The sequence below is a fragment of the Synergistota bacterium genome (assembly GCA_025060595.1).
GTDB lineage: Bacteria > Synergistota > GBS-1 > GBS-1 > GBS-1 > 42-11.
Genome location: JANXBX010000004.1, coordinates 170,499 through 196,826, shown reverse-complemented (window position 1 = coordinate 196,826; position 26,328 = coordinate 170,499). Strand labels below are relative to the sequence as shown.

Genomic DNA, 26,328 nt, shown 5'->3' with positions numbered 1-26,328 from the left:
TGGTTACGAGTGTTGAGATGTTCAGGAAGATATTGGATGAGGGTATAGCTGGAGACAATGTGGGTGTTTTATTAAGGGGAGTAGACAAGAAGGATGTGGAGCGTGGTATGGTTGTAGCTGCTCCTGGTACTATAAAGCCTTATAAGAGGTTTAAGGCTGAGGTTTATGTATTGAAGAAAGAAGAGGGTGGTCGTCATACACCTTTCTTTACGGGGTATCGTCCTCAGTTTTACTTTAGGACTACAGATGTTACTGGTACTATAAAATTGCCTGAGGGTGTTGAAATGGTTATGCCTGGTGATAATGCTACATTTGAAGTAGAATTGATAGTTCCTGTTGCTTTGGAGAAAGGCTTGCGTTTTGCTATAAGAGAAGGTGGCAGAACTGTAGGTGCTGGAGTAGTCACAGAAATACTTGATTAGAATAGAGGTGAGCTTTTGTGGCTGATATATTGACGCTTGCCTGTTCAGAGTGTAAAAGAAGAAATTATACGGTGTTAATGAATAGAAAAGGGAAACAGGGGCGTTTTGAAACAAGAAAATACTGTAGATGGTGTAATAAGCATACCCTTCACCGCGAGGTGAAGTAATGGTATAATTATAAATGCGCAGGTCCGTAGCTCTAATAGGTTAGAGCACCGGATTCCAAATCCGGGGGTTGCAGGTTCGAGTCCTGCCGGGCCTGCCATTATTTTATGTGTTTTGGGGGAGATGACGTTATGGAGAGGTTTATATCTTTTTTAAGAGAAGCTTGGGCGGAGCTTAAAAAAGTAACTTGGCCATCGAGGAAGCAAGTTATGTATGCTACGCTGACTGTTATAGTAGTTGTCATGCTTGTTTCTGTATATCTTGGTTTAGTAGATATATTTTGTACATGGGTAATGGGTAAACTGTTGAGGTGAACCTACTTGGTGATTGATGGAAAAAAGGAGAAGAAATGGTATGCGGTTCATACCTATGTAGGATATGAGAATAGAGTCAAGGCTAATTTGGAGCAGAGGATAGAGACTATGGGAATGGAAGATAAAATATTTAAAGTTCTTGTTCCTATTGAGCAGAGGGTTAGTATAAAGGGAGGTAAAAAGAAGATAACAAAGAGAAAGGTTTTTCCGGGCTATGTTTTAATAGAGATGATATTGGATGAGCAATCTTATTTTGTTGTTAGGAATACTCCGGGGGTAACGGGATTTGTGGGATCAGGTGGAAATCCGGTACCTTTAAACGATGAAGAAGTGAAGTCCATTCTGCAACAAATAGGTATAGAGGAGAAGAAACAGATTAAGATAGATCTTGAGCCTGGTGAGACAGTTAAGATAGTAGACGGTCCTTTTGAGGGTTCAGTGGGTATTGTTAAAGAGATTAACTCGGAGAAAGGTAAGGTAAAGGTTCTTTTAAATGTTTTTGGAAGAGAAACACCGGTAGAGATCGATTTCATGCAGTTAGAAAAGATGTAGGAGGTGAATAGCCTTGGCAAAAAAGGTTGTAGCTGAAGTTAAACTTCTTATACCTGCTGGAAAAGCTACGCCTGCTCCGCCAGTGGGGCCAGCTCTTGGTCAGTATGGTGTTAATATAATGGAGTTTTGTAAGGCCTTTAATGCTGCCACATCAAGTCAAGCAGGTATGACTGTACCTGTAGTTGTGACCATCTACTCTGATAGAAGTTTTACTTTTGTGCTTAAGACCCCGCCAGCATCAGTCTTGCTCAAAAAAGCAGCGGGGATCGAGAAGGGTTCTAGTGAGCCTAATAGGAACAAAGTAGGTAGAATTACAAAGGCTCAGTTAAGAGAAATAGCTCAAATAAAGATGCCCGATTTGAATACTAATGACATTACGGCTGCTATGAAAATAGTCGAGGGAACTGCAAGGAGTATGGGTATAGAAATAATAGAAGGTTAATTTTTAGTGGGAGAGTCTTAAAAGGCTCGTTAATGTACCACAAGGAGGGAGTTTAAATGGCAAGAAGAGGTAAAAGATATTTAGCTTTGAAGGATATTATTGAAAAAGGAAAACTTTATTCAAGTAAGGAAGGGATTTCTCTTGTTAAGAAGCTTGCTAATGCTAAGTTTAATGAGAGTATAGATGTAGCAATAAGATTAGGTGTTGACCCAAGGCATGCTGATCAGCAAGTTAGAGGAACAGCCTTACTTCCTCACGGCACCGGTAAAGAGAAAAAGGTCCTTGTCTTTGCTCAAGGAGAGAAGGCTGAAGAGGCCAAATCAGCGGGGGCTGACTATGTTGGTGGTTTAGAGTTGATCGAGAAGATCCAGAACGAAGGTTGGATAGACTTTGATGCAACTATAGCTACACCTGACATGATGCGTCATGTCAGTAGATTAGGTAAGATCCTTGGGCCAAGAGGTTTAATGCCTAGCCCGAAGGCAGGGACGGTAACTAATGATGTGGGAATGGCTGTTAAGGAAATAAAAAGCGGAAGAATAGAATTTAAAGTTGATAGATATGGTATAGTTCATGCTACCATAGGGAAAGCTTCTTTTTCAGAAAATCAGCTTTATGAAAACTTTCAAGCTCTTCTTTCTGCTATTATAAAAGCAAAGCCCCCAGCGGCTAAGGGGCAATATATAAAAAGCATTGCTATTTCTCCAACTATGGGGCCAAGTGTTAAAATAGACCCGAATATAGCTCAGAAAGAACTTGCTGTAGAGTAAGGTTTATAAAAAGTTAATAAGAAGCCTGAGACCGTAGGTGGTTTTAAAACCTTAAAGGATTTTAAAAATCCGCCTACCGAGGCTAAAATTTGTTAAAAGGAAAATTTTGCATTTTCGGTAAAGTCCTCTGGTCTCAGGCCAGGGGATTTTATTTTTAGTGTTGAAAAGGGGGTGAATAGATGAGGAAAGGGCCAAGACCTGAAAAAGTAGAATGGGTTAGTAAGATGGCCGAAGCTTTAAAAGGTTGTACAGCTACTTTCTTTACAGGCTTCCATGGCTTGAGTACTCCGGAAATGAATGTGGTTAGGAATGAACTTAAGAAGGCCGGAGCTTATTTTCATGTCATTAAGAATAATTTAGCTAAAAGAGCTTTTAAAGAAGCAGGTTATGAAATTCACGAAGATTTATTTAACGGTGATAACGCTCTTGCTATTTCCTACTCTGATCCTGTTGAAATAGCCAAAATACTTAAGAAACATGCTGAACAGTTAGAGAAATTCCTCCTTAAAGGAGGATATCTCGGAAAGAGGTTTATAACTCCTGAGCAGATTAAAGAGCTAGCGGAGTTGCCGCCCAAAGCGCATTTGGTTGCAAAGCTTCTTGGTAGTCTTAACTCTCCCATTCAGAGACTGCTTAATGTTCTGAATGGGGTTCCAAGAAACTTGGTTTATGTTCTTAATGCAATAAAGGAGAAGAAAGAGAAGGAGGGATAAGTTATGACTAAGGAGGAAATAATACAGGCAATTGAGAAGATGACAGTTTTGGAACTTGCGGAGCTTGTTAAGGCTCTAGAGGAAAAGTTTGGGGTTTCTGCTGTAGCTGCTCCTATTGCTGTAGCTGCTCCTGTTGCGGCTGCTGGAGCTCCTGCTGCTGAGGCAAAGGCCGAGGAAAAGACCGAATTTAAAGTAGTTCTTAAAGATGCTGGTGCTAATAAGATCCAGGTTATAAAGGTTGTTAGGCAGTTTACAGACCTTGGCCTTAAGGAAGCTAAAGATCTTGTTGAGAAAGTTCCTTCTGTTGTTAAGGAAGGCGTATCTAAGGAAGAAGCTGAGGAAATCAAGAAGAAGCTTGAAGAAGCTGGAGCTAAGGTTGAATTGGAGTAGGAGCGGTGCTTGTTTAGCCCGCTCCTTTTAAATTTTTGAGTATGCACAAGTGGAATATTACTCCTGAGGAAGCTATAAAGCTTCAGAATGAGTTAAGAAGTAAAATAGTTTTGGAGAATAGGGTTGATATTTCGAGACTTGAGATTATTGCTGCTTCGGATTTAGCTTACGATGGGGATATAGGTTATGCTGTGGTATTGGTTTATTCTTATCCAAGACTAAGTTTATTGGAGAAAATAAGCGTTAAAAAGGAAGTTAAATTTCCTTATATTCCTGGTCTTCTTGCCTTTAGAGAAATGCCTCTTCTTATTGATGCTGCTTCTAGGCTTTCGAAAAAACCAGACGTTTGGTTAATAGACGGGGCGGGCTTAGCTCATCCTAGAAGAATGGGTATAGCAACGCATTTTGGTATTTACATGGATACGCCAACAGTTGGTTGTGCTAAGTCTCATCTATTTGGTAAGTTTAAGGAGCCTGGGTTAAAGCAAGGAGATTACAGCTACATTTACGATGGGGATGAGATAATAGGAGCTGTTCTTAGAACGAAGGACAATGTTAATCCACTATTTATTTCTATTGGCTATGCTATAACTCTTGATGTAGCTATAAAATTGGTTCTTTCGTGTTGTGACGGTTACAGGCTCCCTAAACCCTTAAGGGAAGCTCATAATGTTATCGAAAGGATAAAGCATAAAGAAGGTGAAATGACGCTGTTTTAGGGGGTGAAGGATGTGGATTTCGACGTTAAGGATTTGGGTCTTGCTGAAGAGGGGCGTAGGAGAATAGAGTGGGCAGAGAGGGATATGCCTGTTTTGAGAAAAGTTATAAGGGAAAGGTTCATCAGGGAAAAACCGCTAAGCGGTATAAGGATAGGAGCTTGTCTTCATGTTACTACTGAGACGGCAAATTTGATGATAACCCTTAAAGAGGGAGGAGCCGAGGTATACTTATGCGCTTCTAACCCGTTAAGTACACAGGATGACGTAGCTGCTGCGTTGGTTTCTGTATATAATATTCCTGTTTTTGCGGTTAGAGGGGAGGATAGAGAAAAGTATTATTCTCATATAAGGGCTGTTTTATCTAAAAGACCTCATATAACGATGGATGATGGAGCAGACCTGGTTTCGACCTTTCACAAAGAAAAACCTTCTTTTGTAAAGGATGTGATTGGGGGAACAGAGGAAACTACTACAGGTGTTATAAGACTTAAGGCTATGGCTGAAAGTGGGGTCTTAATGTATCCTATTATTGCGGTTAATGAGGCACTGACAAAGCATATGTTTGATAATAGGTATGGTACTGGTAGAAGCACAATAGATGGTATTATGCGTGCTACGGGTAAGCTTCTTGCTGACTCAATATTTGTAGTTGCTGGTTATGGTTGGTGTGGAAAGGGAATAGCGATGAGAGCTAGGGGTATGGGGGCGCATGTTGTAGTAACCGAAGTGGACCCAATTAAAGCGATAGAAGCGTGGATGGATGGTTATTATGTAATGAAAATGGAGGAAGCAGCAAGAATTGGTGACATATTTTGTACAGCTACTGGTAATATAAATGTATTAAGAGAAGAGCACTTTAAGTTGATGAAAGATGGGGCTGTCTTATGTAATGCTGGTCATTTTAACGTGGAGATAGATATCTCCGCTCTTGAAAGGATAGCTGTATCTAAAAGAAGGGTTAAGGAGCTTGTAGATGAATATGAAATGCCAGATGGGAGAAAGCTATATCTTTTAGCTGAGGGTAGGCTTATAAACCTTGCAGCTGCGGAAGGTCATCCAGCTTCAGTTATGGATATGAGTTTTGCAAATCAGGCTCTATCTGCTGAATATTTAGTTAAGGAAGGGCATAAATTGGAGAAAAAGGTTTATTCTGTTCCTGAAAAGATAGATAAAGAAGTAGCTAAATTTAAGCTTAAGGCTCTGGGTATAGAGATAGATGAACTTACGCTTGAACAAGAGAAATACCTTTCCTCATGGGAGGAGGGAACCTAACTTGACGGGTACCTTTGTAAACACATTAGCTGTTATTGTGGGAAGTTCCTTAGGATTGCTTCTTAAAAAGCAAATTCCTGAGAAGGTCAGGATAGCCATGCTTCAGGCTTTAGGGTTATCTACTTTGCTTATAGGAATCAAAATGGGTTTTGAAGGTAAAGAATTACTTGCAGTTATACTCTCTCTCGTTATAGGTGGGGCTATAGGGACATGGTGTGAGCTTGAGTATAAAATAGAAGGTATTGGAAGATTCTTTGAGAGGAAGTTAAAGAGGGAGGACATAGTAAAAGGGTGGCTTACTGCCACGATTATATTCTGTGTGGGTCCGATGACGGTGCTTGGTTGCTTTCAAGATGGTTTGATGGGGAAACCTGAGATACTCTTTTTAAAATCTTTACTTGATTTTGTTACTTCTATAATGCTTGCTTCTACATTAGGCTTTGGAGTACTACTTTCTACTCTTTCTGTTTTAGTTATTCAGGGGACTTTAACCATCTTTGCTTCTCAACTTTTCTTCTTAAAGGAAGAGTTCATTTTGGGGAATTTCACAGCAACGGGAGGAATTATGATACTTGCAATAGGCTTTAGGTTACTCGATATAAAGGATATAAAGGTAGGGGATTTTCTCCCAGCTTTAATAGTTTCTCCATTAATAAGCTTCCTTTGGAAGTAAAATTATATTTGCTATGAGATTTTCTAAGAGCTTTCTTCTTATTATCGATTGCCTAATATAGACTTCTAATCGTGCCTTTTCTCTTTCCCAGAACTCTTCCTCTTCCGGATCTTGAGACTTTCTCTTAATAGCTCTTATATTAGATAAGCTTGTTAGAAAGTCTTTATAGTCTCTTAGTGAGAGAAGCGCTTTTTCAAGAAGGAATGTATCACTTCTTACAAAGTCGGTCATGCCTATAAGCTGAAGTAAAAATTTCTGCCTATCGTTGATTTTAATTATCTGATGGTTTGGAGCTGTGCTTGAGAGCTCTTCTATAGGAAGAGGCTTGATCTTGAAATTAAATAGTTTTAGAAGTTTTAACAGTGTAGGTAAGGATTTGATGGCGCTGGGGCAGGAGTGCATCAATATGATGCTTCTGTCCCAGCTTATAAGTAAAGTTTTAAATATTATATAGAAACTGCTCCTTCCTTCAAAGTCTCGAGTATTTACATCCCAAAAAACAGCTTTAAAACCAAGATCTTCAAAAATTCTTTCTTTGCTTTTGGGGATTCTTCCTCCCGGAGGCCTATATATTCTGGTAAAGTAACCGATCTTTTCGGCAAGCACTACCTCTGCTTTCAGAAGATCTTCTAGGCTTTCCTCTAAGCTCTCCTCACTGAATCTGTTATGATTAAAGGTGTGATTTCCTATTGTGTGTCCTCTTTTGTTTAGCTCTTTTACAATATCTCCATGGATGGTCACCTTTTTACCTACCAAGAAAAACGTTCCTTTTGCTCCTTCCTTTTCAAGCATTTTTGCTATTTCTGTGGTGTAAGGGGATATAGGGCCATCATCGAAAGTTAGAAAGATCTCTTTTTCTTTTAAAATAGGAAAAGAACATAAAATAACAGTGACAAAAAACCATAAGTATACTTTTATTTTCATGCTATTTTTGTTAACTGTGTCCTTTCAAAAAATAATAAATTCTGATATTATAAAATAATGGCGGAGAGGGTGGGACTCGAACCCACATCGCCCTTACGAGGGCTTACCGGATTTCAAGTCCGGCTCCTTATCCAGTTCGGACACCTCTCCGCTCTATATATTATATCAAAAAAAGTGGTATAATAAAGCGAGAGTTGAAAAATTAAGGGGGGATAGGGCATGAATTGGAATGCAAAGTTGTCCGCCATTGGTAGAGAACTTAAACCATCTGCTATTCGTGAGCTTCTCTCAATGGCTAAAAAGCCAGGTGTTATATCCTTTGCTGGGGGTTTACCTGATCCGAGAATTTTCCCTGGGGAAAAGTTTGTAGAGATATCACCCTTAGTTAAGGAGTATGCTAATACTGCCTTACAGTATGGTAAAACGGAAGGACTTGATGAGCTTGTAGAGTTTATTGCTGATTGGTGTAGTAAACGTTACGGTTTTCCAGTTAGTCATGATAATGTGGTAATTGTTACTGGTTCTCAGCAGGCTATGGATGTTATTGGCAAAGTATTTATAGATTATGGTGACTTTGTTTATGTTGAAGCTCCTACATATGTAGGAACATTGGTTGCCTTTAGAAATTGTGGAGCTCGTTTTGTAGGTATACCTATGGATGAAGATGGAATGATTGTAGATCTTCTTGAAGAGGATATAAAGAAAAGACTTAATGAGAAGCTACCACTGCCTAAGTTTATTTATGTTATACCTAATTTCCAGAATCCATCGGGAAGAGTTCTTTCTCTTGAGAGGAGAAAAAAGCTTTACGAAATAGCGGAAAGGTACGATTTCGTTATAGTTGAGGATGATGCTTATGGTGAAATATACTACGATGAGAAACCTCCTGCTCTTATAAAGAGCATGGATGTATCGAATAGAGTAATATATTGTGGTAGTTTTTCTAAGATATTAGCTCCAGGTATGAGGGTGGGATGGATAATAGGGGATAAGGAGATAGTAAGGAGATTTGTTCTTGCAAAGCAAGGAATGGATCTTTCAACTAGTTTGTTTGCTCAATTCTTTATAGCGGAGTTCTGTAGAAGAGGTTGGCTTGAGCCTCAGATAGAGATTATAAGAAAGCATTATAGTCTTAAGCGTAATGTTATGGAGGAGGCTATAGATAAGTACCTACCTGCAGGGACAAAGTATTCTCGTCCCGGTGGCGGTTTCTTCTATTGGGTTCAAGTTGAGGGTTTTGATACTACAGAGCTTTTTAAGCTGGCGGTGGAGAAGTACAATGTTGCCTACGTAGTAGGAAGCGCTTTCTATCCTTATGGTGAGAGAAATGACGAAATGAGAATAAACTTTACTTATCCTTCTGAGGAAGAGATAAAGGAAGGCATAAGGAGGTTAGGTGCTGCGATTAAGGAAATTTTAGAAGGTTAAGGGAAAATTGCATATTATCAAATTGATTTATTGAAAAGTTGTCCCAAAAAACGCACGTTCCTATGAGGATAAATTCTCCTTTACCATATCTAGAGTAAGCTCCGAGTATTTGATATGGAGGAGAAGAAGAATCTTCACTTAAGATGATAGGTTCTCCTTCTCCTCCTATTATCTCTATAGGAGCTACACAAGGCATTAGTAGCCTCTTAACGCCTTCATTGAATTTCTTAACCTTGCCTGTGATAACAAGATATGGATCGTTTTGTAGGGAATTGATGTTATCTATTACAGCCGAAGGTAGCATCTTCAAACCAAAAGGAAGAGAAAGCTCATTTAAGATTGAAGCGACATTATCCTCATTCATGTAGTATCCTAAAGCTATAACTTTCTTACCCATTTTTACAAGGGAGATGATATCATCTATTTCATCTTTGCTGAATGGTTTCTCAGGATAGTTAAAGACTATAACATTACAATCCCAAGCCTCTTTAATGGAGTTTAACAGCTTATATTTAATGGTGTTTTTTAAGATTGAGAAATAGTAGTGATCTTCTATAGTGAACTCTTGGTGGGATACGCTCCAGCCTATCATTTAACTCCCTCCTTTTGCTTTTTGTATCTCCCTTAATTATAGCACCTTTTCAAATCCAAGGTGGTATAGTAAAATTTATTTGTTAATAAGAGAGATGGAGGAGGGATTGAAATTGATGGAAATATACGCTTCTCAAGTTAGAAAGGAAACTAATATACCGATTTTCCCAAGGGACGTAGAAAGGGTTCTTTCTGTTTTGTTTGTTACAGGTGATTTTTGGGAGATAGTTAGATACTCTATGGTTTCCCTTCCGGCTGTGGCGTCTTTGATCAAGCTTCTCGAAAGGGAAGGGTGGGTAGAGTATCAAGGTGAAGAGATAGTATTAACGGAAAAGGGGAGAAAAGGAGCTGAATCCCTTGGTATTCAACCTTACAGAAGATATATATGTGATAAGTGTGGTGGCAAGAGTGTTACAATTGACGCTTTCAAGGAGGTTTATGAGGAGTTTCTCAAAATCCAGGAGAACAGGCCTGAAGCTCTTCATCGGTACGACCAGGGATATGTTACACCTGAGACTACCTTAGCGAGGGTAGCTTTTGCTGATATGAGAGGGGATGTGAGAGGGAAGGATATTATAACTCTGGGAGATGATGATCTTGTGGGGTTAGCTTTAGCTCTCACAAGGTTGCCCAGAAAGGTGGTTGTGATTGATATAGATAGGAGAATCCTTGATTTTGAGAGCAAGATTAGAGAGGAAAAGGGGTTAAGCAATCTTGAGGTTAGAAGGGTTGACCTTAGAGAGCCGTTGCCTGATGAATTGCTGGGGAAATTTGACGTCTTCTTTACAGATCCGGAGGAAACTTTAGCTGGCTTTAAAGCGTTTGTGTATAGAGGCATAGCTACTCTTAAAGGTTCTGGTTGTGCTGGATATGTGGGGCTGACGCATGTTGAAACGTCATTGAACAAGTGGAGAAATATTCAGAAATTCTTGGTGGATGCTGGCCTTGTGATAACAGACATAATAAATGAGTTTAATGAATATGTTAACTGGCCCTATTATCGGAGTATGAAAGCGTGGGATCTTAATCCGCTTAAAAGCGATCCTAAGGGTATTTGGTATGTTTCCGCTTTATACAGGATAGAGACTCTTGATGGTTTCCAGAGGTGGAATGAGCCCCTATCTGAAGATATATATGAGGATGAGGAGAGCTCGACCACTTAAAGAGGTGTCTTAGGAGCTTGAGTAAAGTAGTTGGTATAGATTTTGGAACTACCTATTCTGCAATAGCTTTTATGAATGGAGATAAGCCAGAGATTATACCTAACAGGCGTGGTAAGAGGGTTACTCCTTCAATTGTGGCATTTTCTAAAAGCGGAGAAATATTGGTTGGTGAGCCTGCTAAGAATCAGGCTGTTATTAATCCCGATAGAACCATATCATCTATAAAAAGATACATGGGTAGTGATTATAAGGTTGAAATAGATGGTAAGTTTTTCAGACCACAAGACATAGCTGCTTTGATAATAAAGAAGCTTAAGGAGGATGCTGAGGAGTTTTTAGGCGATAGCATTAAGGAGGCTGTTATAACTGTTCCCGCTTATTTTAGTGATGCTCAAAGGCAAGCTACGAAGGAGGCAGGGGAACTTGCTGGGCTTAAAGTTTTAAGGATTATAAACGAACCTACAGCTGCTGCCTTAGCCTATGGTTTGGGGAAAGAAAAACTTGATAGGGAACTTAAGATTCTTGTTTTTGATCTTGGAGGAGGTACATTTGACGTTTCTATATTAGAGATAGCTGAAGGGGTTTTCGAGGTTAAAGCCACATCTGGTGATAATCATTTAGGTGGGGATGACTTCGATGATAGGATAATGGAGTATTTATTAGAAGAGTTCAAGAAGGAAACTGGTATTGATTTGTCTCAAGATAGAATGGCTTTGCAGAAGCTTAAGGAGGAATCTGAGCGTGCCAAAATAGAGCTTTCGGAGGTTTATGAAACGGAAATTAACATACCATTTATAGCTGCTGATGAGTCTGGGCCAAAGCATTTTTACCATGTATTGCGGAGAGATCTTTTTGAGGATTTAATTAAAGATTTAGTTGATAGAGTTGAAGAGCCTGTTTTAAGGGCACTGGAGGATGCAAACCTCTCTCCAGCAGATATAGATCAGGTCTTACTTGTTGGTGGTTCTACAAGGGTTCCGTTGGTTCAAAGAAAAGTAAGAGAAATTCTTAAAAAGGAGCCTTTAAGAGGGGTAAACCCCGATGAATGTGTGGCTTTAGGGGCTGCTATTCAAGCAGCAATGGTAAAAGGGGAGGTAACTGGCATAGTTCTTGTAGACGTTACACCTTTGTCTCTTGGAGTCGAAACTGTAGGAGGTATATTCACCAAGATAATCGAAAGGAATACCCCTATTCCTGTTTCAGCTTCAAGGATATTTACGACGGTTGCGGATAATCAGTCTACGGTTGAGATTCATGTTCTTCGGGGAGAAAGACCATTGGCTGAGGAGAATATATCCTTGGGAAGATTTCAGCTTACTGGAATAAGATTAGCTCCCAAGGGTGTGCCTAGAATCGAGGTAACCTTTTTCATAGATGTTAATGGGATAGTTCATGTTAAAGCGAAGGATCTTGATACAGGAAAAGAGCAGAAGATAGAGATAAAAGGGGTTAAGGAGCTTCCGCATAAGGAAGTAGAAAGAATAATAAGAGAGGCGGAGATTCAAAAAGAAAGGGATAAAAAGGAACTTGAAGTAAGGCAACTTAGAGAAAGGGTTAACTCTACTTTGGCCTCTTTAGAGAAGAAGATTGTTTTTCTTGAAGCTGATGAAGCTAAAAGAGTTAGAGAGGTTCTTGAAGGTCTGAGGGAAAGGGTAGGAATTGCAGAAAAGTCAGAGTTAGAAGACATTTTAAAGTTACTTAGCGAGTTTGAGAGGGAGTTGGGAAGGTAGTGCAGGGAGAAGAGTTAGCTCTTTATTATAAGATTTTAGGCCTCCCTGTAGGAGCTTCTGTAGAGGAAGTAAAAAGGGCTTTTAGAAAGCTAGCTCTGAAATATCACCCGGATGTTGCATCTCAGGAGTTCCAAGATAAGTATGAGGAGATTGTTAGAGCTTATCACTATCTTACAAGAAAGGCTTTTACTCAGTGTTCAAAGGGAGAAAATAGGGATAAAAAGAGGAAGCTTTCAGAACAAGCCATAGATATACTTAGGAAGTTGGAAAATAAAGCGAAAAGGGCAAATTTAAGGGTTTCTATAGATTTGCTATTAGATAGGCTAAAAAGTGATAATCTATACTTAAGGAGAGAGGTTGTAAAATATCTTTTGAACTTTGCTTATGAGCAGAAGGTTTTAGATGCTTTCGTTGAGCTTTTGGGAGATCAAGATGATGAGATAGTTAAGATCGCAATAAAAGCCTTAGAAAAAGTTAACCATAAGTCAGCATTACCTAAACTCAAAGACATTCTTATTAATGGGAGAACATCTGACCTTAAAAAGATGGCTCTTGAAGCAATAGTTAGAATGGGAGGTGAGGAAGCACTTCAGGTGTTAATATCTCTACTTAATTATCCTCTTGTGGAGGTGAGGTTAGCTGGGATAAGGGGTTTGATGTTTTTGGGTGACAAGAGAGCTACTCCTTACTTAAAAGCTCTTCTTAACGTAGAACGGGATGCGGAAGTTAGGATGTGGGTAAAGAGGGTGCTGGAAAATTGGTAGCTGAAAAAAGGACGAGTAAAGACTGTGTTTTTTGTAGGATAATAGAGGGAGAGCTTCCTAGTGTTAAGCTGTATGAAGATGACAAGATTATTGCTATAGAGGATATAAATCGTCAAGCTCCTTTTCATGCTCTTCTTATAAGCAAAGAGCATGTAGAAAGTTTATTAGAAGTTAAGGATTGGCGTATTATATCTCATATCTTTGAGATTATTAAGTTTTTAGCAGAGGAGTATAAACTTGCTGAGAAGGGTTTTAGGGTGGTTAATAATTGTGGCGATGACGGAGGTCAAACTATATATCATCTTCATTTCCATCTTCTTGGCGGGCGTTCCATGGGTTGGCCACCAGGTTGATTTTTTTGAAGGGAGGGTGAGTTAATGGCTGCAGAAATAATCGTCGGTAAAAATGAGACTATAGATGACGCCTTACGCCGCTTTAAAAAGAAGTGCGAGCGTTCTGGTCTCATTGCCGAGATGAAGAGACGTTCTTTCTATGAGAAGCCGAGCGAACGTCGTAAGCGTCGTACTTCTCGTCGCAAGAAAAAGTAAGTAAGGGAATGAAATTAAATCCCCCACTTTGATATAAGTGGGGGATTTAATTTTTTTAAGGGAATGCTTCTCGATGATTGATGTTGTAACACGTCTGGTAGAAATGATATTTGAAAGAAAACAAGCGTAATTTAAAGATATAGTTAGATATGGGTTAAATATATGTAATTTTGATTGATATTCGCTTTTAGTTTTCTTTTAAACGGCTTTAAGCTGTTTGACCTAAAAACTATTTGGTCAATAAAATTAAATCGGAAAGTCAAAGAAAGTCAGATTAAGGAGGTGGTAGTTATGAGAAGAAGGTGGTTGCCCATGAGGAGAGAGGAGGGTATATTTAGCTCCTTAGATAGGATCCACGAGGAGCTTGATAGGTGGTTTAACGATGTAGTAAGTACCTTCTTTGGAAGTTGGGATAAACCCTCTTTGAGAGAATGGAGCGTTACATCTTGCAGTCCGCGGATTGAGCTTTACGATCAAGGGAAGGAGCTCGTTCTTAGAGCGGAGTTACCTGGCATCGATCCTAAAGATGTAGATATAAGAGTGCTTGAGGATCGAGTTATTATGAAGGGTGAGTTGAGAAGGGATGAAGAGATTAAGGATGAAAGCTATTACAGATGTGAAAGAGTTTATGGTAGCTTTGCAAGGACTATACCTCTACCTGTGGATGTTAAGCCATCCGAGTCCAAAGCTTCTTACAAAAATGGAATTCTAACTTTAATTCTTCCTAAGGCTGAGCCGGAAAAGGAGGAAGGTTTCAGAGTAGAGATTGAAAAGGAAGAGTAGTAAAATATAGGAGGGGTTCTCTGAGAGCCCCTCCTTTAATTTTTTGTCTAGAAAGGGGGAATGAAAATTTGCGGAAGCTAATATTCTACACGTTTATTGCTTTTGCTCTTTTGGGAGTTTTCTCAAGCGGTATGACTTTTGCTGTTTCGGCTCCTCAGGGATTAGCGGGTATAAATATAGCGGAGATAGTTAGGAAAGTTGGTCCGGCTGTTGTTAACATTGATACTGTGACCATGGTGAGAAGATCCCTTATACCTTTCCCGTTTATGGATGATCCTTTATGGAAAAGATTCTTTGGAGAGGAATATGAGAGATTTACTCGTATAATTCCTATGAGAGGTAAGGGGTCAGGGTTTATAATTTCTGAGGATGGGTATATATTAACTAATAACCATGTTGTCCAGAATGCTGATGAGATAATAGTCACTCTTGCTGACAATAGAAAATTTAATGCTAAGGTTGTTGGAACAGATCCAACGGTTGACTTAGCTGTTATAAAAATAGACGCTAAAGGTCTTCCTTCTCTTCCTCTTGGAGATTCTGATAAGGTAGAGGTTGGTGAGTGGGTTGTTGCTATCGGAAATCCCTTTGGTTTATCTCACACAGTTACTGTGGGAGTTATAAGCGCTAAGGGTAGGACTATTACTGCGGGAGATCGTAGCTTTGAGAACTTTCTTCAAACTGATGCTGCTATAAACCCTGGGAATAGTGGAGGGCCGCTCTTGAATCTAAACGGTGAAGTTATAGGTATAAACACTGCGATAATTCCCTATGCTCAGGGTATAGGCTTTGCCATTCCAATAAACACAGCAAAGCAGATATTACAGGATTTAATTGAGTTTGGCAAAGTTAAAAGGGGATGGCTTGGAGTGTATCTTCAGGCTATGACTCCATCTTTAGCTAAAGGCTTTGGTTTAAAGGAGGCCAAGGGAGTAATAATAGCTCGTATAGTTCCTGGTAGTCCAGCGGAGAAATACGGTTTAAGAAGAGGAGATGTGATTTTAAGTGTTGATGGTAAAGAGGTTAACTCTCCAGCAGAGCTTCAGATTGCTATAAGAAGCCGTAAAGCTGGGGAAAAGGTTAATATATCTGTTTGGAGAAAGGATAGAACTGTAAATATAACCGTTGTTTTAGGTGAACCTCCACAAGAGGAGAGGATTTCTAAAACCCCTGAAATTAATATTGGTATAAAGGTTTCTGATATTACCTCAGATTTTAGACGTAAGTATAATCTTATAGAGGATAATGGCGTTGTTATAACATATGTTGATCCTGAGAGCCCTGCAGGTATGGTTGGTCTTAAAGAAGGAGATGTTATAGTTGAAGTTAATGGAAAAGAGATACGTAACCTTAAAGATTGGGATGAGGCTCTTTCAAGCTTAAAGGAGGATTCTCTTGTGCTTTTAGTTTCAAGAAGTGGAAGTACTTTCTATGTTTCAATAAGTTTAGGTAAATAGGGGGCTGAGGAAAAAGCCCCCTTTATTTTATAATCCTCTCTAGGGGGAATGGAATCTTATCCCTATTTTTAAGGAGAAACTCCTTATTTTTTCTGTCCCTCCATTGAACTAATGCCCTCTGGAGTCTTCTCTCTTCGTAGCTTTTAGGAACATAAATTTTTTCTTTCCTTAAGGTATGAAACCCTGTATAGAAAGCACAAGATGCTACTGTTAAAGGAAGTGGTGTATAATCCTGTATCTGTTCTAAATAGTGTCCTAGATTTTTAACATAGATTGCTAAATCCCAAGCATCTTTAATTGTTGCTCCAGGATGACCTGAGATAAAGTATGGGATTATATATAGTTCCTTATCAAGGCTCTTAGTTTCTCTCTCAAAAATTTCGACAAACTTTTCATAAGTCTTAAAAGAGGGTTTTTTCATTATCTCAAGGACGTGGTCCTTAACATGTTCTGGTGCAGCTGATAGATGTCCACCAATAAATCCCTCTTTTATCAGATCTCTTAAGTAATTTTCATTTTCTAACACTAGATCGTACCTTATTCCTGAAGCTATAAAAACGTGCTTTATTTTAGGTATATCTTTTACTTTTCTAAGTAAATCAAGTTGGGCGGAATAATCTAGCTCTAAATATTCGCACACTTCTGGGAATAGGCATTCTCTCTTCAAGCATGTCCCAGGTATCTTATTTAACTTGCATTTGATTTGATACATATTAGCTGTGGGTCCACCTATATCTGATATCGTCCCCTTAAAGCTTTTGTGAGATGTTAGTTTAAAGGCCTCTTTTAGAATAGAATTTTGACTTCTTGATATTACTTGCCAACCTTGATGGATATTCAGGGAGCAGAATGTGCAACTTCCGAAACATCCCCTATGAGATGTTATAGATGTAATTACCGTATCTAAGGCGGGAATCCTCTCCTTGTAAGAGGGATGAGGTAGCCTCTTAAAGGGTAAAGAATAAACTAAGTCAAGATCTTCGGTAGTATAAATGGTAGGTGGATTCTGTATAACATATCTTTTACCATCCTTTTGAACTAGCGTTAACCTTTCTCTTAATCCCCTTATAAGCTTTTGCTGAAACTCGTAATAGGCTTCCTTATCTTGAGATACATCTTCGAAAGATGGAAGGAGCAAAAACTTCCTATCCTTGAAAAGCTCAGCGAACTCCTTTTCACTTAATGAGTAGACTATTCCTGGTGTCTGATATATTTCATACCAAGGCTTTTGTAACGATAACCTCTTAGCGATTTCAACCACTTGCTTTTCTCCCATTCCATACACTAATATTTTTGCTCTGGCGTCAAGAAGTATGGAGTGTCTTACTCTATCTTCCCAATAATCATAGTGAGAAAATCTTCTTAAGCTTGCTTCTATACCTCCTAGTATTATTGGAACATCAGGGTAAATTTCGTGGACTACATTTGCATATACTATAGTTGCTCTATCAGGTCGTCTACCAGGCTTGCCATCTGGTGTATAAGCATCGCTTTCTCGTTTTCTCTTGTTGGGGGTATAGTTAGCTACAAGGGAGTCTACGCTTCCAGCGGTTATACCAAAGAATAATCTAGGCTTTCCTAATGCCTTAAAGGTGTTTTTATCCTTCCAATCAGGTTGAGGGAGTATGCCCACCCTAAAGCCATGAAATTCTAAGATCCTTCCTATTACGGCTGCTCCAAAGGAGGGGTGATCGATATATGAGTCTCCCGTTACTATTATTACATCCAGCTCATCCCAGCCTTTTTTCTTTGCCTCTTCTATGGTTATAGGTAAAAAATCGAGCATCTTATAATCACCATCTCTTTCTAACCAAGGGCTGTAAAATGATATCATAAAAGGCTATCTTTAATCAAACCGTGGAATAGTTGCTCTTCAGTTTTACTTGAGATTTTAGCCTATTAAGCCTTTAGCTTGTAGAGTATTATTTATTTTTGATAAAATAAAAATCAAAGCTATTTATACAGAATATGTTGCATATAAATAGTAAATTAAAGGGGGTGCTTTTGTGAAAGATAAGGAAGCGATTTTAGCGGATCTGAAACGAGGAAGTGTGATTTCTGGACCTTTTTGGCCAGAGCCTGTAAAGGTTGATTTGGTTGAAAGTTACGAGAGTTATCTTCACATAATTGGATCTTTGCTAAAAAGCGGTGGACGTGTTGACGATCTAATTCCCTTAAAGGATCTTGATAAAATAAAATTAAAAACTATAAATAGATTATTCAAGGAAGAAGCTTGGAAAGTATTCCTTTCTTTAGAAGTTCTTAGATATAAATATGCGTCTCTTTATGATCCGCTTCTTGCAGTAAATGTTTCCAAGATAGATCCTCTCCCCCATCAAATAGAAGCTGTATATGGTTATATAAATCATAAAGTAAGCGCCTATAGGTAAAATGTTTAAGCCATTAGTATTAGTTGATACCATAAAAAGTTTTTTAAAAGAAAGCAACCAAAGTATTTTATTAAGATTATTTGAAGGAATTTATAATGTTTCTGGAGAATACCCTAGTTTGGAGGAGAAAAGAGCATGGGAAGGAGCATTATTGCATGTTAGGAAATTATTTAAAAATCTTAACGGGGATCTTTTTTTTGCTATGGAATATAAACTTCCAATGAGTAATGAGAGAATTGATCTTATAATATTTGGGAAGAATAGTTTAGGAAAGCCTGTTGCATTGATATTTGAACTGAAAGGTTGGAATAGAATCGAGGAAATTAGTGAAAATATTGTGAAGGCAAATGGGCAGATATATCAGCATCCACGAATTCAGTTACTTAATTATATAGGTAAATTAAAATACTGTCACTCATCAGCAGTAAACTTTAATATATTTGGAGTTGGATGGCTTTACAATTCTCTTTCTGAAAACATTAGTTCAAGGTGTAGTGAAATACTAATAACAAGAGATCCGGGTAAAATATTGAATTATATTAAAGAAAACATATCTGGAGTATTAGAGGAGGAAGTAGTTCAGTCTTTTATAAATGGGGAGTATATTCAATCTACATTGTTGTTAAACGCTATAAGAGAAAATTTTGAAATTTTGAGGAAAGGAGCCTATGAATCTCTCTGCGCAAGGGGGTTTGGTCCATCTGAGGAGCAGATAAAAATAATAGAAGAGATTATTAATGAGTTAAAAAGTAATAATAAATTGTGTTACATAATAAGTGGGCTACCTGGTTCAGGTAAATCTTATGTTGCGGTTTTACTTCTTTTGAAGGTTTTTAGTGAGATTGGAGATAATTGTTCTAATCTTGCTATTCTTAGTTATAGGAATAATAGGCTTATAAACACTATTAGGAAAATATTTTTCGAATGTGCACCTGGTCTTGATAGTGTTATAAAATTTTATTCTACTGGTAGAAATAATGGTCTTGCTGAAGGGGACCCTTATTATCCTCATTTTAAGCTGGTGATTTATGATGAAGCGCAGAGAATGACTAAAGAGAATATAAGAGTTGCAATGCAGCGAGGGGATATTACTGTTTTTTTCTTTGATGAGAATCAAATATTAAATGCAGAAGAAGAAGGTTGGAGAGAAAACTTTATAAACACAGCTAAAGAGCTAGATATACCTTATAAAGAAATAGTTCTAAAAGGAATATATAGGGTGCAAGGAGGAGCTTTATATCATCAATTTATTGAAAAGCTTTTGGTTAATCCTAAAGATATAGTTTTCCCACGACTGACTAATTATGAATTAAAAGTATTCTCAAATATTGAAGATTTCATTTCCTATTTGAAGAAGAAGGGAGAAAAAAAACATAAAATAGCTATTATAGCATCTTTTACTGAATCTCCAGGGGATAGAAAGAATAAAACTGAAAAAAGTGAGAAAAACCTGCGAGTTGGATATCCTTTATATAGCGGATTTGAAAGGTACAAAAACAAAAATGTGTTCATTTATTGGCTTATGGATGAAAAGATTCAGTATCCCAATTTTTGGCTTGGGGGAGAAAGTAATAAGCTAACTCATTGTGCCTCAATTTACGGAGTTCAAGGTTTTGAAGCTGACTATATAGGACTAATTTGGGGAAGGGATTTAGTTTGGAGAGAAACTGAATGGACTTTAGGGGATAGTTGTGAGGATACAATTGGTAGGCCTAGTTTAAGGGTAATTTTTAATAAAGCTAAGAAGGGAGATATGGATTCAAAGAAGCTTGCAATGAAATTGTTGATAAACAGGTATAGAATATTTCTTACACGAGGGGTACTAGGCACTTATATATATTGTGAAGATGATGAAACTTTGGGTTTTCTGAAAAAGATAATTCAGAACAATCATTAAGTGAGGGAGGATATCATAGATTAAAGGAAACGGGCTTGAATTATTGCTGTTCTTAAAAAGTAAAACCTGGTTTATAAGTGGTCTTTCAATCTGTTTCTGATAACGAAGAGTTTAAGCTTGTAATTTTAAAAGAAGAGAAAAGGGAGTTGATTGATAAGATATTTGGATTTAAAGGTGAAACTCCAAGAGTAAATGTAAACACGATATTTTTATTAATTCCCATAGAAAGTGAGCGCTTAGCCTTAAAAAATACGATAAGGGACTATTTAGCCTGTGAGTATATAAAAAATGAAAACTTAAATCTTTCCGATGAGCAAAAGAGAGAAGTGGAAGAGAGGTTGAAAACTTTGGGAGGAACTTTAGGGGATCAGCTTAGAAGAGCTTATAGAAATATTTTTATACCTGGAAAGAGCGAAAAGGAAGATTTAGGATTACCTACTGTAGGAGAAAAAAGAGCTTTAAATATATTAGTATATGATGCTCTGAAAAGAGAAGGTAACATACTGGAAGCTATTGATCCAATAGTTATAAAGGAAAGGCTTTTAGGTGATAAAGATTATGTATCTACTAAAAATATTTTGGATTCCAGCTATAGAACGCCAGGAGCACTGAGATTTGCCAATAAAGAGGTTTTGGTTGATGGAATTAAAAGGGCTATTGAAGGGAAGATCTTAGGGCTTGGGGAGCTTCGTGGTAATGAGATTGTTTTAAACTATTATGGAGAAGGACAAAATCCAGAGATATGCTTTAAAGAAGAAGAGATCCTAATAAAGAAAGAGATATGTGAACAAAAAGTAAAAGAAAGAAAAAATAAGATCGAACCAAAAAGCCCTGAGGTAGAATCCTCCTTAAAAATTGAGGAAAAGGACAGATATATAGGGTTTCCTGATAAATCAAAATCAGTGATAAAAGAGCCTGAAGGGACTTTATCTTTAGGTATATCCAAGAAAGATAGAGTGAAGTTAAAATTTAAACTTCCCGAAGGAAGGGCTTCAGATGTTATGAAGATAATATCTTTTTTGAGACAGAAGTTTAATATGGTGGAGATCAGGATAAGGGCGGAAGAGGGAGAAATAAACGAAAGTGATTATGAGATGAAGGTAAAGGAGGCATTTACTCAACTTGGAATAGAGTTTGAGGATGAATGATGACTTGAAAGCGCTTTGCAAAGGTTCTTAGTTGCTTGACAGAGAGGCATAATAGTTTATAACTACTTGACTTTGTGAAGCTTCTCTATTATACTTAATACCGGGTTGGGCGGATAGCTCAGCGGGAGAGCGCCTGCCTTACAAGCAGGAGGTCACAGGTTCGAACCCTGTTTCGCCCACCATTTAGAGTTGAAATGTGCGGGGCTGTGGTGTAGCCCGGTTAACACACCTGTCTGTCACACAGGAGATCGCGGGTTCAAGTCCCGTCAGCCCCGCCATTATTAAAGATCCTTGAGAAGTGGCGAGATAGCTCAGGTGGTAGAGCAGCGGACTGAAAATCCGTGTGTCCCTGGTTCGACTCCAGGTCTCGCCACCACTATTAGTTTATAGATGAGCGGAAGTAGCTCAGGTGGTGGAGCGTCTCCTTGCCAAGGAGAAGGTCGCGGGTTCAAGTCCCGTCTTCCGCTCCATTATTTTGATGGCGGTGTAGCCAAGCGGCAAGGCAGGGGACTGCAAATCCCTTATACCCCGGTTCAAATCCGGGCGCCGCCTCCAAGTTAATAAGGCGTTATTAAGATGCTCCGGCGTAGCTCAACCGGCAGAGCGGGTGGCTGTTAACCACTAGGTTGCAGGTTCGAGTCCTGCCGCCGGAGCCATTTTTATATAGGATGAGCTTTTTGTCGATAACCTCAGAAAGATGTGCCTCACTTGTTTTTATTCGAGTCCTCTTAAGAAGATTTAGGGTTATGTCTTAAACTTCCTCTGAAAGTTAAAACGGTTAATCCGTGTATTAAGAAGAGTTATGTAGTAGATTTTTTCATATTGATTGTTTTCAAATCTTTTGATATCTTTATATAGTAGTTTCCCTGTATATTAGTTGTATAGGAGGTGTTTATCTATGAAGAGGCTTTTGGTATTAATGCTTTTTATCGTGCTTTTCTCTTCGCCAGCTTTTGGAGCCTTTCCAGAGCAGCCTATAACTTTAGTTGTTCCTTGGAGCGCTGGTGGAGTTACTGATACGGTAGCTAGGGCATTTGCACCCATATTTGAGAAACATTTAGGAAAGCCTGTTGTGGTTTTAAACAAACCTGGAGCCTCTGGAGGAGTCGGAACGGAATTCGTTTACTCCAAACCGGCTGATGGTTATACTGTTCTGTTTTCGGCTGAAACTCCTGGAAGCTTCCGTGTAATGGGTATAAGCAAGTTAAGCTTTAACGATTTTGATCCCTTGATTATGATGGTTTATGATACTAAGGTTATAGCGGTTTCCTCTAAGTCTCCATATAACAAAATAGAGGATCTGATAGCAGATATAAAGGCACGTCCTGGAAAAGTTCGTATGTCTTACTCTGGACCTGGTGCAAGTGGACACATTCAAGGGTTACTTCTTAGGAAAGTTGGTTTGGATGTTGCTCTTATCCCCTTCGGTGGAGGGCAAGAAGCAATGCTTGCTGTTTTAGGCGGACAGGTCGAGTTTACTTCTCCTAATACGGCTCCCGCTTTGGGGTATGTTGCCTCTGGGGATATGAGGATTTTAGCAGTCTGGTCTGACAAGCCTGTGGAGGCTTTTCCTGGGGTTCCTCCTATAACTCAAGTGATTCCTGAGCTTAAAAAATATTTCCCATTGGAGTTTCCAAACTGCTTGTTAGTTAAAAAGGGAACGCCGGAGGATGTTAAACAGGTTCTGCTAAAGGCTGCAAAAGCTGCAGTTAATGATCCTCAGTGGCTTGAATTTGTTAAGAAGGTCCACTATGTTACTATGCATCATCTTGAAGGACAGGCGGTCTTGAATTACTGGAAGCACTGGGAATCTGTTGTGTCCTGGCTGCTTTATGAGGCTGGTGTAGCTAAGCATAGTCCTGAGGAGTTCGGTATACCTAAACCTTGATTCTAAGATGGAGGGAGTACTTTTTCTAATTATCTCACTTTTTATTATATATCACGCTCTTTCTCTTCATTCTTTTGGAGAGTGGGCTCTTTCACCTGGCCTTTTCCCGCTAATTCTAGGTGTTGTACTTCTGATACTTTCCGTTTTCCTTTTGAGAAAAACTTATGGAGTAAAAAAGGCTGAAAGGGGAAGTGTTAGTGATTGGAAAACTACGCTGCTTAGTATAGTTTTATGCATGGGTTATATTTTATCTCTTCCTATTCTTCACTTTAATCTTTCTACCATTGTTTATTCTTTTCTCTTCCTCTTAATTCTGGGGGTTCGAAATATCCTGATTTTAACTATCCTTCCAATTGGGTTAACTGCATCTATTTACTATACCTTTGGTGTTTTGTTAAGGGTGGTGCTTCCTTAGAGGGTGCTATGGTAAGTATAGCTGATTTTTTTACCCTTAAGTTTTTCGCTTTGGTTTTTGTAGGTTCCTTATTAGGATTAGTTGTAGGGGCATTACCAGGGTTAACTGTGACTATGGCCACGGCGCTTCTTGTTTCTATAACCATGCCGTGGCCCATGGTTGATGCCCTTGCGGTTATAATGGGAGTTTATGTCGTTGGAGTTTATGCGGGTGCGATTTCTGCCGTTTTGATAAACATCCCGGGAGCTCCTTCCTCAGTGGCAACGACCTTTGATGGCTTTCCCCTGGCTAGACAAGGTAAGGCTAAAACTGCTCTTTATGCTGCTGCGATTCACTCTTTTATTGGAAGCATAATAGGTTTAATTATTCTTCTTACAGTGGCTAAACCTGTAACGAAGATCGCTTTAGCCTTTACCCCTTTTGATTACTTTCTTTTTGCTCTGTTTGGACTTACTATGGTTGGTTCCCTCACTTCGAGGAGCTTTTTAAAAGGTTTAATAAGTGCAACTATAGGGGTGATCTTGAGTTTAGTAGGTATGGATCCTGTTTTTGGTGTTGGTCGATTTACATTTGGTTCTACAAGCCTCCTTAGTGGTATCAATATAGTTCCAGCGCTTATAGGGTTATTTGGTTTTTCTGAAGTTTTGATCCAGATATCTCAGAAAGGTCTTGGAACTATAGCTGAGAAGATAGTTAAGGAAAGGGTTGATCTTTGGGAGATAATAAAGCATTGGCGTTTGTCTATACAGTCTTCATTGATTGGAACCTTCATTGGGGCCTTGCCTGGTGTGGGCGGACCTATCGCTGCTTTGATGGCCTATGATGCTGCTAAAAGAACCGTTAAGAGGCCATCTAAGCCCTTTGGAGAAGGAGCTATAGAAGGGGTAATTGCAAGCGAGGCAGCAAATAATGCATGTATAGGAGGAGCTTTAATACCTATGTTAACTATGGCTGTTCCTGGAGATGCTGTAACTGCTGTTATGCTAGCTGCCTTTTATGTTCATGGATTGCGTCCTGGCCCAACGCTTTTTATTCAGACGCCAGAATTATTTTATGCCGTAGTTATAGGTGGTTTTGTGGGTGCTTTCGCTGTTTTGATTCTAGCAGTTTCTTTAGCTCCTCTTTTGGCTCGTGTCGTTACCGTACCTAAGTGTTTCCTTTTGCCAAGCGTTTCCGTTCTCTGCGTTATTGGAGCATATGCAGTTAATAATAGCCTTTTTGAAACTTCGTTAATGCTTTTGTTTGGTGTACTTGGTTTTATTATGAGAATGAAGGATTACGCTGTTGCCCCTCTTGTATTAGGATTAGTTCTTGGAAACATGATGGATTTTAACTTAAGGAAAGCTGTTGCCCTTGCTCAAACCAGTGATAATTTTTGGTTAGCGCTGGTTTATAGGCCTATTACTTTAGTTCTAATACTTATGCTGCTCTTTTGGCTGGCTTTTAATTTGCGTGGTATTAAAGTTTTTAGGGGAGAGGGGAGATGAAAGCTGTTGTAAGGGTAAGTAGCTTAAGGGGAATAGCTTCCGTTCCTGGTTCTAAAAGTCATACCATAAGGGGAGTAGTGATAGGAACTTTGACGGAGGGAGAAACAATAATAAGAAAGCCCCTGTACAGTGAGGATACTTTATCTGCAGTTAGGGCTTGTAAGCTTTACGGAGCTGAAATTGAGCTTAAGCAAGATCATTGGGTTATTCGTGGTGTTGGAAGGAACTTAAAGGTACCTGATGATGTCGTTAATGTAGGTAACTCTGGTACCACTATATATTTTATGACAGGGGTGGCGGGACTTCTTGAGGGTTGGAGCGTTCTAACTGGGGACTATCAGATTCGGAGAAGACCGATAGAGGAGCTTTTAACTGCCTTAAGATCGTTAGGCGCGACGGCTTTTAGAACAAGGGAGAACGTGGATGCTCCTCCCGTGGTAGTTAGAGGTATCATGAAGGGAGGAAAAGCTCAGCTTGATGGTAAGTTTTCCCAGTTTCTTTCATCCCTTTTAATAGCTACGCCTCTTGTAAATGGTAAAACTTGTATCGAGGTAAGGGATCCTAAGGAGAAACCTTACATAAAGATGACGCTTGAATGGCTTAAAAGGACAGGTATTAGGTTAAACTATGATCCGGAGTTGAAGTTTTTCGAGGTCGAGGGTCCACAGGATTTTAAGCCTGTGGATTTTCTCATACCTAGCGATTGGAGCTCTTTATCTTTCTTTATAGTTGCTGCGGTTGTGACTAGCTCTGAAATCAGGTTTGAAAACGTTGATCTTTCCTTTACACAGGCTGACTCTGTGTTACTGGATATACTTATGGGCATGGGAGCGGATTTGAAAGTGAACTTTTCAGATAATTCAATACTGGTTGGAGGGGGAAGAGATCTGAGAGCTTTTGAGGTTGATTGTTCAAATAGTCCTGACCTCTTTCCTATATTAACCGTTTTGGGTTGTTTTGCGAAAGGCGAGTCGTCAATAAGAGGTCTTGATACTATTAGGTTTAAGGAGACGGATAGGGTTGCTGTTATGATTGAGGAGCTTTCTAAGATGGGAGCTCGTATAGGTTTAAGAGAAGGAGTTCTATTTATAAATGGAGCTGGAGGCCTCAGGGGATCTGAGGTTAATAGTCATGGAGATCATAGAATTGCAATGGCTTTAACTGTAGCTGGGTTGTTTGCTGATGGTGAGACCACGGTTAATGATGTAGATTGCGTTTCAGTATCATTTCCAAATTTCTTCACCTTAATGACTGACTTGGGAGCTAATGTAAAAGTTGAATGA

28 protein-coding genes, 8 tRNA genes, 1 pseudogene and 1 other annotated feature are annotated in these 26,328 nt (G+C 38.9%); of the genes and pseudogenes, 33 read left to right on the top strand and 4 right to left on the bottom strand.

Annotated elements, in window-relative coordinates; all coding sequences use genetic code 11:
- The 12 genes from NZ900_04565 to NZ900_04510 form a co-directional block, all read left to right on the top strand.
- Positions 1-422 (top strand): EF-Tu/IF-2/RF-3 family GTPase (locus tag NZ900_04565; GenBank protein MCS7233355.1); only part of this gene is annotated, 422 nt, incomplete at its 5' end.
- Positions 423-439: 17 nt separating this feature from the next.
- The gene (gene rpmG, locus NZ900_04560; GenBank protein MCS7233354.1) at positions 440-589 is read left to right on the top strand and encodes a 50S ribosomal protein L33; all 150 of its coding nucleotides are present in this window, start codon (positions 440-442) and stop codon (positions 587-589) included.
- A gap of 20 nt (positions 590-609) precedes the next feature.
- A tRNA-Trp gene (locus NZ900_04555) sits at positions 610-687 on the top strand.
- Positions 688-718: 31 nt separating this feature from the next.
- Positions 719-901 carry a preprotein translocase subunit SecE gene (secE, locus tag NZ900_04550; GenBank protein ID MCS7233353.1) on the top strand — a complete coding sequence of 61 codons (183 nt, stop codon included), beginning with the start codon at positions 719-721 and terminating at the stop codon, positions 899-901.
- 12 nt (positions 902-913) lie between these two features.
- Positions 914-1,453, top strand: coding sequence for a transcription termination/antitermination protein NusG (gene nusG, locus NZ900_04545; protein ID MCS7233352.1), 540 nt, complete (start codon positions 914-916; stop codon positions 1,451-1,453).
- Positions 1,454-1,466: 13 nt separating this feature from the next.
- The gene (gene rplK / locus NZ900_04540; GenBank protein ID MCS7233351.1) at positions 1,467-1,895 is read left to right on the top strand and encodes a 50S ribosomal protein L11; all 429 of its coding nucleotides are present in this window, start codon (positions 1,467-1,469) and stop codon (positions 1,893-1,895) included.
- Positions 1,896-1,951: 56 nt separating this feature from the next.
- Positions 1,952-2,665 carry a 50S ribosomal protein L1 gene (rplA, locus tag NZ900_04535; protein MCS7233350.1) on the top strand — a complete coding sequence of 238 codons (714 nt, stop codon included), beginning with the start codon at positions 1,952-1,954 and terminating at the stop codon, positions 2,663-2,665.
- A gap of 6 nt (positions 2,666-2,671) precedes the next feature.
- Positions 2,672-2,826, top strand: a sequence feature (ribosomal protein L10 leader region).
- Positions 2,827-2,844: 18 nt separating this feature from the next.
- The gene (gene rplJ / locus NZ900_04530; protein MCS7233349.1) at positions 2,845-3,378 is read left to right on the top strand and encodes a 50S ribosomal protein L10; all 534 of its coding nucleotides are present in this window, start codon (positions 2,845-2,847) and stop codon (positions 3,376-3,378) included.
- A gap of 3 nt (positions 3,379-3,381) precedes the next feature.
- On the top strand, positions 3,382-3,768 hold the full coding sequence (gene rplL, locus NZ900_04525; GenBank protein MCS7233348.1) for a 50S ribosomal protein L7/L12: 387 nt from the start codon (positions 3,382-3,384) through the stop codon (positions 3,766-3,768).
- Between the two features lie 41 nt (positions 3,769-3,809).
- A complete protein-coding gene (gene nfi, locus NZ900_04520; protein ID MCS7233347.1) occupies positions 3,810-4,487 on the top strand; it encodes a deoxyribonuclease V in 678 nt (225 codons plus the stop codon).
- Between the two features lie 12 nt (positions 4,488-4,499).
- The gene (gene ahcY, locus NZ900_04515; GenBank protein MCS7233346.1) at positions 4,500-5,759 is read left to right on the top strand and encodes an adenosylhomocysteinase; all 1,260 of its coding nucleotides are present in this window, start codon (positions 4,500-4,502) and stop codon (positions 5,757-5,759) included.
- Position 5,760: 1 nt separating this feature from the next.
- The gene (locus NZ900_04510) at positions 5,761-6,432 is read left to right on the top strand and encodes a DUF554 domain-containing protein (GenBank protein ID MCS7233345.1); all 672 of its coding nucleotides are present in this window, start codon (positions 5,761-5,763) and stop codon (positions 6,430-6,432) included.
- On the opposite strand, the gene NZ900_04505 is transcribed toward NZ900_04510, so the two are convergent.
- Together NZ900_04505 and NZ900_04500 are read right to left on the bottom strand one after the other, a co-directional pair.
- A complete protein-coding gene (locus NZ900_04505; protein MCS7233344.1) occupies positions 6,409-7,356 on the bottom strand; it encodes a polysaccharide deacetylase family protein in 948 nt (315 codons plus the stop codon). The genes NZ900_04510 and NZ900_04505 overlap by 24 nt on opposite strands.
- A 58-nt stretch (positions 7,357-7,414) precedes the next feature.
- Positions 7,415-7,506, bottom strand: a tRNA-Ser gene (locus tag NZ900_04500).
- A gap of 69 nt (positions 7,507-7,575) precedes the next feature.
- Here NZ900_04500 and NZ900_04495 point away from each other — a divergent pair.
- Complete coding sequence (locus tag NZ900_04495; GenBank protein MCS7233343.1) at positions 7,576-8,784, top strand: PLP-dependent aminotransferase family protein; 1,209 nt, start codon at positions 7,576-7,578, stop codon at positions 8,782-8,784.
- On the opposite strand, the gene NZ900_04490 is transcribed toward NZ900_04495, so the two are convergent.
- Positions 8,762-9,376, bottom strand: coding sequence for a hypothetical protein (locus NZ900_04490; GenBank protein ID MCS7233342.1), 615 nt, complete (start codon positions 9,374-9,376; stop codon positions 8,762-8,764). The two genes, NZ900_04495 and NZ900_04490, sit on opposite strands and share 23 nt — an antisense overlap.
- A 115-nt stretch (positions 9,377-9,491) precedes the next feature.
- Here NZ900_04490 and NZ900_04485 point away from each other — a divergent pair, with 115 nt between their 5' ends.
- The 7 genes and pseudogenes from NZ900_04485 to NZ900_04455 all read left to right on the top strand — a co-directional run bounded on the left by NZ900_04485 (position 9,492) and on the right by NZ900_04455 (position 15,820).
- Positions 9,492-10,538 (top strand): bis-aminopropyl spermidine synthase family protein, encoded by a 1,047-nt coding sequence (locus NZ900_04485; protein MCS7233341.1) that lies wholly within the window; start codon positions 9,492-9,494, stop codon positions 10,536-10,538.
- A 17-nt stretch (positions 10,539-10,555) separates the two neighbouring features.
- Positions 10,556-12,244 (top strand): annotated as a pseudogene (gene dnaK / locus NZ900_04480) (molecular chaperone DnaK).
- 23 nt (positions 12,245-12,267) lie between these two features.
- Entirely contained in the window at positions 12,268-13,032 is a 765-nt protein-coding gene (locus tag NZ900_04475; GenBank protein ID MCS7233340.1) for a HEAT repeat domain-containing protein, read from the top strand.
- Positions 13,002-13,385, top strand: a complete 384-nt coding sequence (locus tag NZ900_04470; GenBank protein ID MCS7233339.1) for a histidine triad nucleotide-binding protein — start codon at positions 13,002-13,004, stop codon at positions 13,383-13,385. Before NZ900_04475 ends, NZ900_04470 begins: the two co-directional genes overlap by 31 nt.
- Before the next feature lie 24 nt (positions 13,386-13,409).
- Positions 13,410-13,580, top strand: a complete 171-nt coding sequence (gene rpsU, locus NZ900_04465) for a 30S ribosomal protein S21 (protein ID MCS7233338.1) — start codon at positions 13,410-13,412, stop codon at positions 13,578-13,580.
- A gap of 291 nt (positions 13,581-13,871) precedes the next feature.
- Positions 13,872-14,363: an Hsp20/alpha crystallin family protein gene (locus NZ900_04460; GenBank protein ID MCS7233337.1), complete on the top strand. Its 492-nt coding sequence runs from the start codon at positions 13,872-13,874 to the stop codon at positions 14,361-14,363.
- Between the two features lie 68 nt (positions 14,364-14,431).
- A complete protein-coding gene (locus tag NZ900_04455; protein ID MCS7233336.1) occupies positions 14,432-15,820 on the top strand; it encodes a DegQ family serine endoprotease in 1,389 nt (462 codons plus the stop codon).
- Positions 15,821-15,842: 22 nt separating this feature from the next.
- On the opposite strand, the gene NZ900_04450 is transcribed toward NZ900_04455, so the two are convergent.
- On the bottom strand, positions 15,843-17,606 hold the full coding sequence (locus NZ900_04450; GenBank protein MCS7233335.1) for a YgiQ family radical SAM protein: 1,764 nt from the start codon (positions 17,604-17,606) through the stop codon (positions 15,843-15,845).
- Positions 17,607-17,826: 220 nt separating this feature from the next.
- Between NZ900_04450 and NZ900_04445 the strand changes: the two genes are divergently transcribed.
- The 13 genes from NZ900_04445 (at position 17,827) to aroA (ending at position 26,328) form a co-directional block, all read left to right on the top strand.
- Positions 17,827-18,210, top strand: coding sequence for a hypothetical protein (locus NZ900_04445; GenBank protein MCS7233334.1), 384 nt, complete (start codon positions 17,827-17,829; stop codon positions 18,208-18,210).
- Between the two features lies 1 nt (position 18,211).
- Positions 18,212-20,107 (top strand): DUF2075 domain-containing protein, encoded by a 1,896-nt coding sequence (locus NZ900_04440; GenBank protein ID MCS7233333.1) that lies wholly within the window; start codon positions 18,212-18,214, stop codon positions 20,105-20,107.
- Positions 20,108-20,184: 77 nt separating this feature from the next.
- Positions 20,185-21,255: an ATP-binding protein gene (locus tag NZ900_04435; GenBank protein ID MCS7233332.1), complete on the top strand. Its 1,071-nt coding sequence runs from the start codon at positions 20,185-20,187 to the stop codon at positions 21,253-21,255.
- A gap of 107 nt (positions 21,256-21,362) precedes the next feature.
- Positions 21,363-21,437: transfer RNA gene (locus NZ900_04430), tRNA-Val, on the top strand.
- Between the two features lie 18 nt (positions 21,438-21,455).
- Positions 21,456-21,533: transfer RNA gene (locus tag NZ900_04425), tRNA-Asp, on the top strand.
- A gap of 22 nt (positions 21,534-21,555) precedes the next feature.
- Positions 21,556-21,631: transfer RNA gene (locus NZ900_04420), tRNA-Phe, on the top strand.
- 18 nt (positions 21,632-21,649) lie between these two features.
- Positions 21,650-21,725, top strand: a tRNA-Gly gene (locus tag NZ900_04415).
- Between the two features lie 10 nt (positions 21,726-21,735).
- A tRNA-Cys gene (locus NZ900_04410) sits at positions 21,736-21,810 on the top strand.
- A 25-nt stretch (positions 21,811-21,835) separates the two neighbouring features.
- A tRNA-Asn gene (locus tag NZ900_04405) sits at positions 21,836-21,911 on the top strand.
- A gap of 242 nt (positions 21,912-22,153) precedes the next feature.
- On the top strand, positions 22,154-23,143 hold the full coding sequence (locus NZ900_04400) for a tripartite tricarboxylate transporter substrate binding protein (GenBank protein MCS7233331.1): 990 nt from the start codon (positions 22,154-22,156) through the stop codon (positions 23,141-23,143).
- 7 nt (positions 23,144-23,150) lie between these two features.
- Positions 23,151-23,558, top strand: a complete 408-nt coding sequence (locus NZ900_04395) for a tripartite tricarboxylate transporter TctB family protein (protein ID MCS7233330.1) — start codon at positions 23,151-23,153, stop codon at positions 23,556-23,558.
- A gap of 8 nt (positions 23,559-23,566) precedes the next feature.
- Positions 23,567-25,045: a tripartite tricarboxylate transporter permease gene (locus NZ900_04390; GenBank protein ID MCS7233329.1), complete on the top strand. Its 1,479-nt coding sequence runs from the start codon at positions 23,567-23,569 to the stop codon at positions 25,043-25,045.
- Positions 25,042-26,328, top strand: a complete 1,287-nt coding sequence (aroA, locus tag NZ900_04385) for a 3-phosphoshikimate 1-carboxyvinyltransferase (protein ID MCS7233328.1) — start codon at positions 25,042-25,044, stop codon at positions 26,326-26,328. Before NZ900_04390 ends, aroA begins: the two co-directional genes overlap by 4 nt.